Genomic DNA, 13,096 nt, shown 5'->3' with positions numbered 1-13,096 from the left:
GTTTTAGAAGCCGGTCAGCCGGTGGTAGCCGGTCGGCCGGATCGAAGCCGGTCGGCCCGGTTCAGGCCGGGATCCCGGCGGCCAGCAGCTCCACGAAGCCGATGTCCTCATTGGCCACACCGAACGCCTCGGCCCGCAGCATGGTCCGCTCGGCCCAGGCCCGGTGCGGCTTCACCTCATTCATCTTGTTCGTGTACTGCGACCTGAGTACACCCCCGCCGCAGCGCTCGGGCCGCAGGATGTCCTCGGCGTCGCTGAACTCCTCGTGGCTGACCACGGACAGTGCGTGCACGGGCAGCACATGGGAGGGGTGGATGCACGTCTTGCCGAGCAGGCCGTTGGCGTGATCCATCGTGATCTCGCGCAGCAGGCCGTCCATGGAGTGCTCGATCAGGGCCTCGCGCAGCTCCTCGGCCTGGCCCTCAAGGAAGGGGCTGCGGCGCAGCTGGGGCTTGAACATACGTTCCTGCACCCGGAAGTACTCCCACACCGGCCCGGTCACCGTGAACCCGGTGCCGTCGGCCCGGCCCAGCATGTTCACCACGTCGGCGATCACGGAGGCGACGATCTGGACGTCGTAGGCCGTCATGTCCGGGGCCCGGCGCAGCCCGTACGACGAGCAGAAGTCGGTCACGCCCAGGCGCAGCGCGAGCACGCGGTCCCGGTACTTGTCGACGGCGCGGAAAATGCCCTCCAGGGTCTCCACACGCGACTCGCGGTAGAGGAGCTCGGGCGACTCCAGCACCGGCATGGCGAACAGCCGGCGGCCGCTGTGCGCCTCGGCGGTCGCGAGGGCCTCCAGGAAGGGCAAGCCGCGTTCCCCGGTGAACTTCGGCAGCACGAATCCGGACAGCAGTCGCACGGCAGGACCGATTCTGCGCACCAGGTCGGGGATCTGCTCGGGGGTGCGGACCCGGATGAAGAGCAGCGGCAGATCGTCCGCGCCGACGCGTGCGGCGAGGTCGGCGAACTGGCGGACCAGGTTCTCCTCGCCCTGAGCGACGTCCTCGTCACGGATCGAGTCCTCCAGGCACAGCACCATCGAGACCACGCCGCGTCCGGTCTGCTTGACGATGTCCTCGGCGAGCCGCGGCCGCGTGGCCGGACTGTAGAGCGTGGCGCCCAGGGCCGCGGAGAGCAGCCGGGCCGGAGAGTCGGCGGTGAACTCGCACGGTTCCTGGTGGAACAGGCGCTGCCGCACCTCCGGGGCGATGTGCCCGAAATGACGCATAGAACTCCCCCGTGGAGACTGAGTGACCCCTGTGACCGGTTCACAGGTGGCCGGTAATAGTACGTAGATACCCATGTCAGGGGTTCCCGACGGGCATGAATTTCTGGTAACGCGGACAAACACGACCGCGCACGCCGTGTGTACCCCCGCGTTGTCGTGACCAGGACGGAGAAGGCAGGATGACGGCATGACGCACGCGATGTTGAAGGGGTCGAACGTCCCGCTCGAAGCCACGACGGTACGCGCCGTGCTGCGCTGGACGCCCGGGCAGGGGGTTCCGGATGTCGACGCCTCGGCTCTGCTCCTCGGCCCCGACGGTCGTGTGCGCTCCGACGAGGACTTCGTCTTCTACAACCAGCCCCGGCACCCCTCCGGGCAGGTCTGGCGGCTCGGCAAGAAGCGACTCGCCGATGGCCTCACCGACACGATCCAGACAGATCTCGCCGGTGTCGAGTCCGGCGTCGGTCAGATTCTGGTGGTCGCATCGGCGGACGGCGTCGCCTTCGACCGCGTACGGGACCTGCGCATCCTGCTGTACGACGCGGCGGCCGCCGAGGGTGATCCGCTGGCGTACTTCGACATCAAGCCGGAGACGGGCCAGGAGACGGCCCTGATCTGCGGGGAGCTGTACCGCCGCGGCGACGGCTGGAAGTTCCGCGCGCTCGGCGAGGGCTATTCGGACGGCCTCAAGGGCCTGGCCACGGACTTCGGCATCTCGGTGGACGAGTCGGAGACCCTGGACGACCACTCGCAGACACCCGAGATCTCCCAGCCGCTGCCGCCCGAGCAGCCCACGACCACGGTCCCGCCGCAGCCGGCCTACGGCTACCCGCAGCAGCCCCCGCCGACCCAGCCGGCGTACGGCTACCCCCAGCCGACCAGCCAGCCGGCGATGGCCCAGTCCGGCTACGGCTACCCGCCCCCGGTGACCACGGTGGCGGCCCCGGACTTCCGCCTGCCGCCGCAGGGCCCGCAATTCATCGGTCGATGACGGGAGCGCCCCTTCAGGGGCGCCTCCGCCCGGGCGGCTACTTCTCCGCCTTGGTCTTGTAGCCGCGCCCCCACTGCAGTCCCCACCCGAACAACCGGTCCAGCTCCGCCTGGAACCCGTAGACGAACTTCACCTCGCGCCGGACCCAGATCTCGTCCTTGACGTTCTCGATCATCACCACCGCGCAGGACCGGGCCTGCGGGTGCCGCTCGTCCAGGCCGATCTCGATCCGGGGCCCGTTGCTCGGGTAGAGCGTGACGATCGCGTGCGTGCGGTCGAAGGCCGGCGTCTGGTCGTAGATGTACACGAAGACCAGCAGCCGCTTGATGTTCTCGCGGTGATCGAGGTTGACGTATATCGTCTCGCCGGACGCCGACCCGAACCGGTCGTCCCCGCTGAGTTTCACGTACGGCGGCGAGTTGACGTCCCCGAGGAAGCCGCCCAGGGGCTGGACGACGCCCTTCGTGCCGTCGGTCAGCTCGTACAGCGCCCCGAGGTCCAGGTCGACGTTGACCATGCTCTGGCTGTGCCCGAGCACCTCCGGCGGCCTGAGCGCCTTGAAGGGGTGCCGCAGCAGGCTCTCCCGCTGCGAGCCCCCGATGTCGGACGTCCGCATCCGCCAGGTCAGGTTGATCCGCAGGTGCCCGGTCGCGGCGCCCTGCTTGGTGAGCGAGACCCTGTCGTGCCGTTTCGTCAGTTCGATCGAGTTCGACGACGCGCTGCCCGAGTCGAACTCGGCCGCCCGGCCACGCCAGAGCCCGTCCAAGAAGCCCATTCCGCCCCCACGTCCCACTAAGCCCCGCGTCCACTGGAAATACCGACGGGGCGGCCGGACGTCCGGCCGCCCCGTCGAGAGCGTTCCTCAACCGCGGGGGTGTCACACCCCGGACGACACCTCAGTCTTCTCGTCCGAGGCCTCCGCTTTTCCCTCCGCCGCCGCCAGCGCGCGGTTGCGGCGCACCGAGGACCAGAAGGACCAGGCGATCAGGATCACGCCGACCGAGCCGGTGATGAACTCGTTGATCTCGTACTGGATGGTGACCAGCAGGATCGCGGCGAGCGCGCCGATCGCGTAGTGCGCGCCGTGCTCCAGGTAGACGTAGTCGTCGAGGGTGCCCTGGCGCACCAGGTACACGGTCAGCGACCGGACGTACATCGCGCCGATACCGAGGCCCAGCGCCATGAGGACGATGTCGTTGGTGATGGCGAAGGCGCCGATCACACCGTCGAAGGAGAAGGAGGCGTCCAGGACCTCGAGGTAGAGGAACATGAAGAAGGCGGCCTTGCCGGCCAGGGCGACCGCGGAGCGGGGCTTTCCGGTGCGCTCGGCCTCTTCCTCCGCCTCGTGCTCGCGTTCCTCCTCCTCTTCGAGCTTGTCCTCGAAGTAGCCGGAGAGACCGCCCACGATCAGGTACGTGATCAGACCGCCGATGCCGGAGAGCAGCACCGTCTCGGCCTTGTCGACGTGCGCGCCGCCGTGCTGGTGGGCGTTGGCCGCGAAGGTGAGGGCCGAGATCAGCAGGACGATCAGGGCGATGCAGACCGACAGCATGTCGACCTTGCCGAGCTTGGCCAGCGGGCGCTCCAGCCAGCTCAGCCACTTGATGTCCCGGTCCTCGAAGATGAAGTCCAGGAAGATCATCAGCAGGAACATGCCACCGAACGCGGCGATCGCCGGGTGGGCGTCCGTCACCAGCTGCTGGTACTGGTCCTTGTCGCTGAGCGCGAGGTCGACCGCCTCGATCGGGTTCAGCGACGCGGTGACCGCGACGATGACGACGGGGAAGACCAGTCGCATGCCGAACACGGCGATCAGGATGCCGATGGTGAGGAAGATCTTCTGCCAGAAGGCATTCATCTTCTTCAGGATCCCGGCGTTGACCACCGCGTTGTCGAACGACAGCGAGATCTCGAGGACGGAGAGGATCGCCACGATGCCGAGGGCGCTCCACCCCCCGAAGAGGACCGCCGCAACCAGGCCGAGCGCGGTGACCGCGAACGACCAGCCGAAGGTTTTCAGAACCACTGGCTACCCAATCCTATGTGTACGGGGCTCCCGCGCGCCGCACTCGGCTTTACGAAGACTTTGAACCCGAAGTCTAGTCGGCCGCCCTCCGGACCCCACCGGGGCCCGGCTTTTGCTCATATCGCGTTATGAGACGTTGACCCCGAAGTCGAGTGCGATGCCCCGGAGTCCGGACGCGTACCCCTGTCCCACCGCCCGGAACTTCCACTCGCCCTGGTAGCGGTAGACCTCGCCGAAGATCATGGCGGTCTCGGTGGAGGCGTCCTCGCTGAGGTCGTAGCGGGCGAGTTCCTGGCCGTCGGCCTGGTTCACGACCCGGATGAAGGCGTTGCTGACCTGGCCGAAGGTCTGGCCGCGCTCGTCGGCCATGTGGATCGAGACCGGGAAGACGATCTTGTCGCAGTGGGCCGGCACCTTGGACAGGTCGATCAGGATCGACTCGTCGTCGCCGTCGCCCTCGCCGGTGAGGTTGTCGCCGGTGTGCTCCACCGAGCCGTCCGGGCTCTTGAGCTGGTTGTAGAAGACGAACCACTCATCGCCCAGTACCCGACCGCCGCTGCACACCAGCGCGCTGGCGTCGAGGTCGAAGGGGGCTCCGGTGGTGGAGCGCGCGTCCCAGCCGAGCCCGACCATCACCTGAGTGAGGTTGGGTGCGGCCTTGGACAGGGAGACATTTCCTCCCTTGGCGAGCGTGACGCCCATGATGCTGGTCCTCCCCGCGTGATGCTTCTTTGGTTGTCCTGCACTACCCCGAAGGGGGCACCCCCAGGCGCCGCACCCGAACGGTACGGCGCCTGACTCGCCCGGTGGTGTTCCGGGCGATCACATCTCGGATGCCGAACTCAGACGTTCACACCGAAGTCCTGCGCGATGCCGCGCAGGCCCGACGCGTAGCCCTGGCCGATGGCGCGGAACTTCCACTCCGCACCGTGGCGGTACAGCTCGCCGAAGACCATGGCGGTCTCGGTGGACGCGTCCTCGCTGAGGTCGTAGCGAGCGATCTCGGCGCCGCCGGCCTGGTTCACGACGCGGATGAACGCGTTGCGCACCTGGCCGAAGGACTGCTGACGGTTCTCGGCGTCGTAGATCGAGACCGGGAAGACGATCTTCTCGATGTCGGCCGGGACGCCCGCGAGGTTGACCTTGATCTGCTCGTCGTCGCCCTCGCCCTCACCGGTGAGGTTGTCGCCGGTGTGCTCGACCGAGCCGTCGGAGCTCTTGAGGTTGTTGAAGAACACGAAGTTGGCATCGCTGCCGACCTTGCCCGTGTTGTTCAGCAGCAGCGCGCTGGCGTCGAGGTCGAAGTCCGTGCCCGTCGTGGTGCGCACGTCCCACCCCAGACCGACGATGACCGCGGTCAGGCCGGGCGCCTCCTTGCTCAGTGATACGTTGCCGCCCTTGCTGAGGCTGACTCCCACGAGTCCTCCATTGGTGTCCAGGGGCGGGGAGCCCCGCCGTGCGTTTGATATCGGATCAACGACTCGATCCTAGTGACGGGTTCCCGTGGCTCGCATGGCTTGGTGCCGAAGAATCACAGGTGTCGGTCACGGGAGGGGTCAGAGGGTGTCGAGCGCCGCGACGTACTCGTTCAGGTCGCGCGCGTCCGGCAGGGCGTTGACGACGGTCCAGCGGACGACGCCCTCCTTGTCGATCACGAAGGTGCCGCGCACCGCGCAGCCCTTGTCCTCCGCGAAGACGCCGTAGGCCCGGCTGACCTCGCCGTGCGGCCAGAAGTCGCTGAGCAGCGGGTATTCCAGGCCCTCCTGCTCGCCGAAGACGCGCAGGGTGTGGATGGAGTCGTTGGAGACGGCGAGCACCTGGGTGTCGCGGTCGGAGAACCTCGGGAGGTTGTCGCGGACCTCGCACAGCTCGCCGGTGCACACGCCGGTGAAGGCGAAGGGGTAGAAGAGCAGGACGACGTTCTGGGAACCACGGAAGTCGGAGAGCTTCACGGTGGCGCCGTGGTTGTCCTTGAGCTCGAAGTCGGGGGCCTTGTCGCCGACCTGGATCGCCATCGTCGTGGATGTCCCTTCGGTGGGGCTGTTCGGGTGGGACCCACCCTATGCAGCGGCCACCGGGCGTCGCGCAGGAGGCCGGGCCGGGCTCCTCGGCCCGACCCGGCACAGCCACCGGTTACTTCTTGGTCTTGGCGGCCTTGGGCGTCACCAGCCGGCTGCCGCTCCAGTCCTTGCCGACGCTGACGCTCTTGGACGCCGACAGTCCCGCCGTGGTCGCGGCTTCGGAGATGTCGCTGGGCTCCACGTAGCCGTCACGGCCTGTCTTGGGCGTGAGGAGCAGGATCGAGCCACCTTCTTCGATGTACGTGGTGGCGTCCACCAGCGCATCCGTCAGGTCGCCGTCCTCGTCGCGGAACCACAGCACCACGGCGTCTGCGACGTCGTCGTACTCCTCGTCCACCAGCTGGCTGCCGATGACTTCCTCAATGGCCTCGCGGAGCTCCTGGTCGACGTCGTCGTCGAAGCCGATCTCCTGGACCACCTGCTCGGGCTGGAACCCCAGCCTGACGGCAGGGCTCGTCCGCTCCTCCGCGTGGTCCGCGGTCGCGCTCACGGGTTGCCTCCTGATCATGTCTTGGGAATAACTCAGCCACGCGCGTGCGCGAAGCATTGGCCGTAGTCCACACGGGCGGGACGGATCGCGCAAGTACCCGGCCGTTCAGACCGCCGAAACGGTGACGATCCTGAACGTGTCACCGCAACTCCAGGCACACCCTCATGGTCTCAAGGTGACGCGCACCACACCAATCTGCCCCCTTTGTGAGTTTGGGAACCATGCGTGGGTACTCCACCGTTCACGAAGCGCCGGTTACCTAACAGTAGAGATGACGTTTGGCGCCCCGAGGTACACGATGGGGAGCGGTGCAGACACCCAGAAATACGGCCCTCTGACAGGTAAGGAACAGCGTGGCTTCCGGATCAGATCGCAACCCGATCATCATTGGCGGCCTTCCGAGTCAGGTTCCTGACTTCGATCCCGAGGAAACCCAGGAGTGGCTCGATTCGCTCGACGCCGCCGTGGACGAGCGCGGCCGGGAGCGGGCCCGCTATCTGATGTTGCGGCTGATCGAGCGGGCGCGTGAGAAGCGCGTGGCCGTGCCCGAGATGCGCAGCACGGACTACGTCAACACGATCGCGACCAGGGACGAGCCGTTCTTCCCGGGCAACGAGGAGATCGAGCGCAAGATCCTCAACGCCACCCGGTGGAACGCCGCGGTGATGGTGTCCAGGGCGCAGCGCCCCGGCATCGGCGTCGGCGGCCACATCGCCACCTTCGCCTCCTCCGCCTCCCTCTACGACGTGGGCTTCAACCACTTCTTCCGGGGCAAGGACGAGGGCGACGGCGGCGACCAGGTCTTCTTCCAGGGCCACGCCTCCCCGGGCATCTACGCGCGCGCGTTCCTGCTGGACCGCCTCAGCGAGCAGAACCTGGACGCGTTCCGCCAGGAGAAGTCGAAGGCGCCGTACGGCCTGTCCTCCTACCCGCACCCGCGGCTGATGCCGGACTTCTGGGAGTTCCCGACCGTGTCGATGGGCCTCGGCCCGATCGGCGCGATCTACCAGGCGCGGATGAACCGCTACATGGAGGCGCGCGGCATCGCGGACACCTCCAAGTCGCATGTGTGGGCGTTCCTCGGCGACGGCGAGATGGACGAGCCGGAGTCGCTCGGCCAGCTGTCCATCGCCGCCCGTGAGGGCCTGGACAACCTGACCTTCGTGGTGAACTGCAACCTCCAGCGCCTCGACGGCCCGGTGCGCGGCAACGGCAAGGTCATCCAGGAACTGGAGTCGATCTTCCGCGGCGCCGGCTGGAACGTGATCAAGCTCATCTGGGACCGCACCTGGGACCCGCTGCTCGCCCAGGACCGCGACGGCCTGCTGGTCAACCGCATGAACACCACGCCGGACGGCCAGTTCCAGACGTACGCCACCGAGACGGGCGCGTACATCCGCGACCACTTCTTCGGCGACGACCAGCGGCTGCGCACGATGGTCGAGGGCATGACCGACGACCAGATCCTGCACCTGGGCCGCGGCGGTCACGACCACAAGAAGATCTTCGCGGCGTTCTCGGCGGCCAAGGCGCACAAGGGCCAGCCGACGGTGATCCTCGCCAAGACGATCAAGGGCTGGACGCTCGGTCCCAACTTCGAGGGCCGCAACGCCACGCACCAGATGAAGAAGCTGACGGTCGACGACCTCAAGCGCTTCCGCGACCGGCTGCACCTGCCGATCGCCGACAAGGACCTGGACAGCGGACCGCCGCCGTACTACCACCCGGGGCGCGACTCCGAGGAGATCCAGTACATGCACGACCGCCGCAAGGGGCTCGGCGGTTACGTCCCGACGCGTGTGGTGCGCTCCCAGCCGCTGGCACTGCCGGACGACAAGACGTACGCGACCGTGAAGAAGGGCTCGGGTCACCAGTCCATCGCGACGACCATGGCCTTCGTCCGGCTCCTCAAGGACCTCATGCGGGACAAGGAGCTCGGCAAGCGGTTCGTACTGATCGCGCCGGACGAGTACCGCACGTTCGGCATGGACTCCTTCTTCCCGAGTGCGAAGATCTACAACCCGCTCGGCCAGCAGTACGAGTCGGTCGACCGCGATCTGCTGCTCGCGTACAAGGAGTCGCCGCAGGGCCAGATGCTGCACGACGGCATCTCGGAGGCCGGCTGCACGGCCTCGCTGATCGCGGCGGGCTCGGCGTACGCCACGCACGGCGAGCCGCTGATCCCGGTGTACGTCTTCTACTCGATGTTCGGTTTCCAGCGCACCGGCGACCAGTTCTGGCAGATGTCGGACCAGCTGGCGCGCGGTTTCGTACTGGGCGCGACCGCCGGCCGTACGACCCTGACCGGTGAGGGCCTCCAGCACGCGGACGGCCACTCCCAGCTGCTCGCCTCGACGAACCCGGGCTGTGTCGCCTACGACCCGGCCTACTCGTACGAGATCGCGCACATCGTCAAGGACGGTCTGCGCCGGATGTACGGCGGCGACGCCGAGCACCCGCACGGCGAGGACGTCTTCTACTACCTCACCGTCTACAACGAGCCCATCCAGCACCCGGCCGAGCCGGACAACGTCGACGTCGAGGGCATCCTCAAGGGCGTCCACCGGCTGAGCGAGGGCACCGCGGGGTCGATCCCGGCGCAGATCATGGCCTCGGGTGTCGCCGTCCCGTGGGCGGTCGAGGCGCAGAAGATCCTCGCCGAGGAGTGGAACGTCAAGGCCGACGTCTGGTCGGCGACGTCCTGGAACGAGCTGCGGCGCGAGGCCGTGGCGTGCGAGGAGCACAACCTGCTGCATCCCGAGGAGGAGCAGCGGGTGCCGTACGTGACCCGGAAGCTGAGCGGGGCCGAGGGGCCGTTCGTGGCCGTCTCCGACTGGATGCGGTCGGTGCCGGACCAGATCGCGCGCTGGGTGCCGGGCACCTACCAGTCGCTGGGCGCGGACGGCTTCGGCTTCGCGGACACCCGTGGCGCGGCCCGCCGCTTCTTCCACATCGACGCCCAGTCGATCGTGGTCGGGGTGCTGACCGAGCTGGCCAAGGAGGGCAAGGTGGACCGGTCGGCGCTGAAGCAGGCGATCGACCGCTACCAGCTGCTCGATGTGTCGGCGGCGGACCCGGGCGCCGCGGGAGGCGACGCGTAGCGTCCGTCAACTGCCAAAGGGGTGGTGTTCCCGTGGGTGACCAGGGGATACACCACCCCTTCACATTTCCTACGATGCGGCCATGAAGCAAGCGGTGGCGCAGTTGCGCTGGGAGCGGCACGCCCAGCGGCCCCTGTTCGGTCTGGCCCTGGCGTTCGCCGTGGCCTATGCGGTGCCGATCGTCCGGCCCGACGCGAGCCGCGTGGTCGTGGACACGTGCCTCGCGGTGGAGTGGGTGGTGTGGGGAGCGTTCGCGCTGGACTACGTGGTCCGGCTGGCGCTCGCCGAGCGACGGCGGGACTTCGTACGGTCGCACTGGCTGGACCTGGGCGCGGTGCTGCTGCCGCTGATACAGCCGTTGCGGCTGCTGCGGCTGGTGTCGACGCTGCTGCTGGTGGGGCAGCGGGCGCGGATGGCGTCCCAGATACGGCTCACCACGTATGTCGCCGGCGCCGTGGTCGGGCTGATGATGTTCGGCTCGCTGGCGGTGCTGTCCGTAGAACGGGACTCGCCGAACGGGAACATCAAGACGCTGGGTGACGCGGTGTGGTGGTCGTTCACGACGATGACGACCGTGGGGTACGGCGATCACGCCCCGACCACCGGGGTGGGGCGGATGCTCGCCGTCGGGCTGATGCTCTCCGGCATCGCCCTGCTCGGTGTGGTCACCGCGAACATCGCCGCGTGGTTCATAGCGCGGTTCGAGATGGACGACGTCGAGGAGCGCCGCCAGACCGAGGCGATACGGGTGCTCACGGAGGAGGTCCGGGCACTGCGGGCGGAGGTCGCCGCGCTGTCGGGGGGTGCGGCCGGGGCCGACTTGACCGTGCCGACCCCAGGGGCGCGGGGAACTGCGCGATCAGCCACGGACCCGCAGCCGCCCTCGGACGTACAGCCCCGAGGGCTGTGATGCATCTGCGGGCCGGTGGGGGCTGGTCGCGCAGTTCCCCGCGCCTTTCAGGGCGCGCCACCGCACCGGAGTTCACCGGAACGGCTCAGAACAACCCGCCGCCCGGCGAAGCCGCGCCCGCCAGCCAGATGATCGCCAGCAGTGTGTCGATCGAGCCCAGGACCACCGCGACCAACGCCGGGACGGGCCGGGCTCCGGACCAGGTGCGGCCCATGGACAACCAGCCGCAGGCGATCGCCACCGGGCCGAGGATGATGCCCAGTACGAAGAAACCGGCGATCGCGCAGATGGCTCCGATGATCCCCAGAGTCGCGCGGTCCGGCCCGGTCCGTGACCACGTCCGGCCACGTGAGCGGGGGTGCCTGCGCGTGCTGTGTCCGAAGCCTGCCATCGTCAACTCCCTGAGTCGGCGTTCGACTTGGCGGGTACCCACGGCACGCGCTTCATGCCTCGATGTCCGGGCCCCGGCGCGCTGACCCCCTCCGGCAGCGCGCCGCAGGCCCTGGCTTGACCCACTGTGACCTGCGGCGAATGCCGATCGGGAGGGATCTTCGGCGTTGTCACCCTGATAGGGGAACCAACGCCCGGATCCCTCCCGACGAGTCCAACCGGCGCCCTGGGCGCGTCAGATGTGCGCGGCGCCCGCTCCGGCTTCCGCGTTCTCGCCGCGCTTGGTGAGGAACGCGACCGCGACGGCCACGAGCGCCACACCGGCGGCGACGAGGGAGGCGAGGCTCATGCCGGAGATGAACGTGTCGTGCGCCACGTCCGTGATCTTCGTGACGACGGCGTCCGGCGTGCCCGGCGCGACCGGGGCCACACCCACCTGGACCGCCTCGGAGGCCTGGGCCTCCTGGGCCGGGGTGAGCGCCGGGAGCCCGGCGTCCGCCCAGTTGCCGGCGAGGTCGCTGTCGACCTTGGAGGCCATGACGGCGCCGAGGACGGCCGTACCGAGGCTGCCGCCGATCTGCATCGCGGCCTGCTGGAGACCGCCGGCCACACCGGACAGCTCCATGGGCGCGTTGCCGACGATAACCTCGGTGGCGCCGACCATGACCGGCGCGAGGCCGAGGCCGAGCAGGGCGAACCAGACCGACATGATGCCGCTGCCGGTGTCCGTCTCAAGCGTGGACATGCCGTACATGGCGATCGCGGTGAGCGCCATGCCGCCGGCCAGCGGGACCCGCGGGCCGAACTTGGTGATCATCGCGCCCGCGAGCGGGGAGCCGACGATCATCATGCCGGTGAGCGGCAACAGGTGCAGGCCCGCGTCGATCGGGCTCATGCCGTGGACGTTCTGGAGGTAGAACGTCACGAAGAACAGGCCGCCCATGAAGGCGATGGCCATCAGGACCATCAGGACGACACCAGCGGACAGCGGGACCGAGCGGAACAGCGCGAGCGGGATCAGCGGTTCGCGGACCTTCGTCTCCCAGAAGCCGAAGAGCGCGAAGCCGATCACCGAGGCGGCTATGAACGCCCACGTCTTGCCGTCGCCCCAGCCCCACTCGGGGGCCTTGATGAGCGCCCAGACCAGGCAGAACATCGCGGCGGACAGCAGGGCGATGCCCAGGATGTCGAAGGAGCGCGGGGCCTTCTCGGCACGGTGGTCGAGCAGGATCAGCACACCGAGGACGACGGCGAGGATGCCGACCGGCACGTTGATGAAGAACACCGACTGCCAGTTGACGTGCTCGACGAGGACGCCGCCGAGGATCGGGCCGCCGGCGGTCGAGGCGCCGATGACCATGCCCCAGATGCCGATGGCCATGTTGAGCTTCTCGGCCGGGAAGGTGGCACGCAGCAGGCCGAGCGCGGCCGGCATCAGCAGCGCGCCGAACAGGCCCTGGAAGACACGGAAGGTGACGACCAGCGCGATGCTGTCGGACATGCCGATGGCACCGGAGGCGGCGGCGAAGCCGACCACGCCGATCAGGAAGGTCTGGCGGTGCCCGAAGCGGTCACCGAGCTTGCCCGCGGTGATCAGGGAGACCGCGAGGGCGAGGAAGTAGCCGTTGGTGATCCACTGCACCTCGGCGAAGGTGGCGCCGAGGTCCTTCTGGATGGCCGGGTTGGCGATGGCCACGATGGTGCCGTCGAGGGCCACCATCATGACCCCGACCGCGACGGTGATGAGGGTGAACCAAGGGTGCCCGCGCAGCCCCTTGGCCGGTGCCGCGTCCGACGGGACCGCCGGTGCGTCGCCCCCCGACCCCGTCTTGTCGATGGTGGTCTGACTAGTCATGTGTTCGAGGCTAATGACAGC

The 13,096-nt window shown here is 68.3% G+C and carries 12 protein-coding genes; 3 read left to right on the top strand and 9 right to left on the bottom strand.

Annotated elements, in window-relative coordinates; translation table 11 throughout:
- Nucleotides 1–61 precede the first annotated feature (61 nt).
- Nucleotides 62–1,231 carry an HpcH/HpaI aldolase/citrate lyase family protein gene (locus CP983_RS30250; RefSeq protein WP_107906789.1) on the bottom strand — a complete coding sequence of 390 codons (1,170 nt, stop codon included), beginning with the start codon at nt 1,229–1,231 and terminating at the stop codon, nt 62–64.
- 187 nt (nt 1,232–1,418) lie between these two features.
- On the opposite strand from CP983_RS30250, the gene CP983_RS30245 reads away from it, so the two are divergent.
- Entirely contained in the window at nt 1,419–2,222 is an 804-nt protein-coding gene (locus tag CP983_RS30245) for a TerD family protein (protein WP_107906788.1), read from the top strand.
- Between the two features lie 37 nt (nt 2,223–2,259).
- Here CP983_RS30245 and CP983_RS30240 read toward each other — a convergent pair whose 3' ends face one another.
- The 6 genes from CP983_RS30240 to CP983_RS30215 all read right to left on the bottom strand — a co-directional run bounded on the left by CP983_RS30240 (nt 2,260) and on the right by CP983_RS30215 (nt 6,819).
- On the bottom strand, nt 2,260–2,997 hold the full coding sequence (locus tag CP983_RS30240; protein ID WP_030944551.1) for a TerD family protein: 738 nt from the start codon (nt 2,995–2,997) through the stop codon (nt 2,260–2,262).
- Between the two features lie 102 nt (nt 2,998–3,099).
- Nucleotides 3,100–4,248, bottom strand: a complete 1,149-nt coding sequence (locus CP983_RS30235; protein ID WP_107906787.1) for a DUF475 domain-containing protein — start codon at nt 4,246–4,248, stop codon at nt 3,100–3,102.
- A gap of 126 nt (nt 4,249–4,374) precedes the next feature.
- Nucleotides 4,375–4,950, bottom strand: coding sequence for a TerD family protein (locus tag CP983_RS30230; protein ID WP_030944546.1), 576 nt, complete (start codon nt 4,948–4,950; stop codon nt 4,375–4,377).
- A gap of 140 nt (nt 4,951–5,090) precedes the next feature.
- Entirely contained in the window at nt 5,091–5,666 is a 576-nt protein-coding gene (locus CP983_RS30225; protein WP_030944541.1) for a TerD family protein, read from the bottom strand.
- Between the two features lie 138 nt (nt 5,667–5,804).
- On the bottom strand, nt 5,805–6,263 hold the full coding sequence (locus CP983_RS30220; RefSeq protein ID WP_030944539.1) for a peroxiredoxin: 459 nt from the start codon (nt 6,261–6,263) through the stop codon (nt 5,805–5,807).
- A 118-nt stretch (nt 6,264–6,381) separates the two neighbouring features.
- Nucleotides 6,382–6,819, bottom strand: a complete 438-nt coding sequence (locus tag CP983_RS30215; protein ID WP_167537782.1) for a DUF3052 domain-containing protein — start codon at nt 6,817–6,819, stop codon at nt 6,382–6,384.
- 353 nt (nt 6,820–7,172) lie between these two features.
- Between CP983_RS30215 and aceE the strand changes: the two genes are divergently transcribed.
- Together aceE and CP983_RS30205 are read left to right on the top strand one after the other, a co-directional pair.
- Nucleotides 7,173–9,920, top strand: coding sequence for a pyruvate dehydrogenase (acetyl-transferring), homodimeric type (aceE, locus tag CP983_RS30210; protein WP_125523739.1), 2,748 nt, complete (start codon nt 7,173–7,175; stop codon nt 9,918–9,920).
- A gap of 82 nt (nt 9,921–10,002) precedes the next feature.
- Nucleotides 10,003–10,830 carry a potassium channel family protein gene (locus CP983_RS30205; protein ID WP_229914741.1) on the top strand — a complete coding sequence of 276 codons (828 nt, stop codon included), beginning with the start codon at nt 10,003–10,005 and terminating at the stop codon, nt 10,828–10,830.
- A gap of 85 nt (nt 10,831–10,915) precedes the next feature.
- Here the strand turns inward: CP983_RS30205 and CP983_RS30200 are convergent, their stop codons facing one another.
- Nucleotides 10,916–11,221: a hypothetical protein gene (locus tag CP983_RS30200; protein WP_030944526.1), complete on the bottom strand. Its 306-nt coding sequence runs from the start codon at nt 11,219–11,221 to the stop codon at nt 10,916–10,918.
- A gap of 234 nt (nt 11,222–11,455) precedes the next feature.
- Complete coding sequence (locus tag CP983_RS30195) at nt 11,456–13,075, bottom strand: MFS transporter (protein WP_150503048.1); 1,620 nt, start codon at nt 13,073–13,075, stop codon at nt 11,456–11,458.
- Between the last annotated feature and the right edge of the window lie 21 nt (nt 13,076–13,096).

The organism is Streptomyces chartreusis (assembly GCF_008704715.1).
In the GTDB taxonomy this organism is placed as follows: Bacteria; Actinomycetota; Actinomycetes; order Streptomycetales; family Streptomycetaceae; genus Streptomyces; species Streptomyces chartreusis.
Note: the sequence above shows the minus strand (reverse complement) of the source record. Positions and strands in the feature narration are given on the sequence as shown.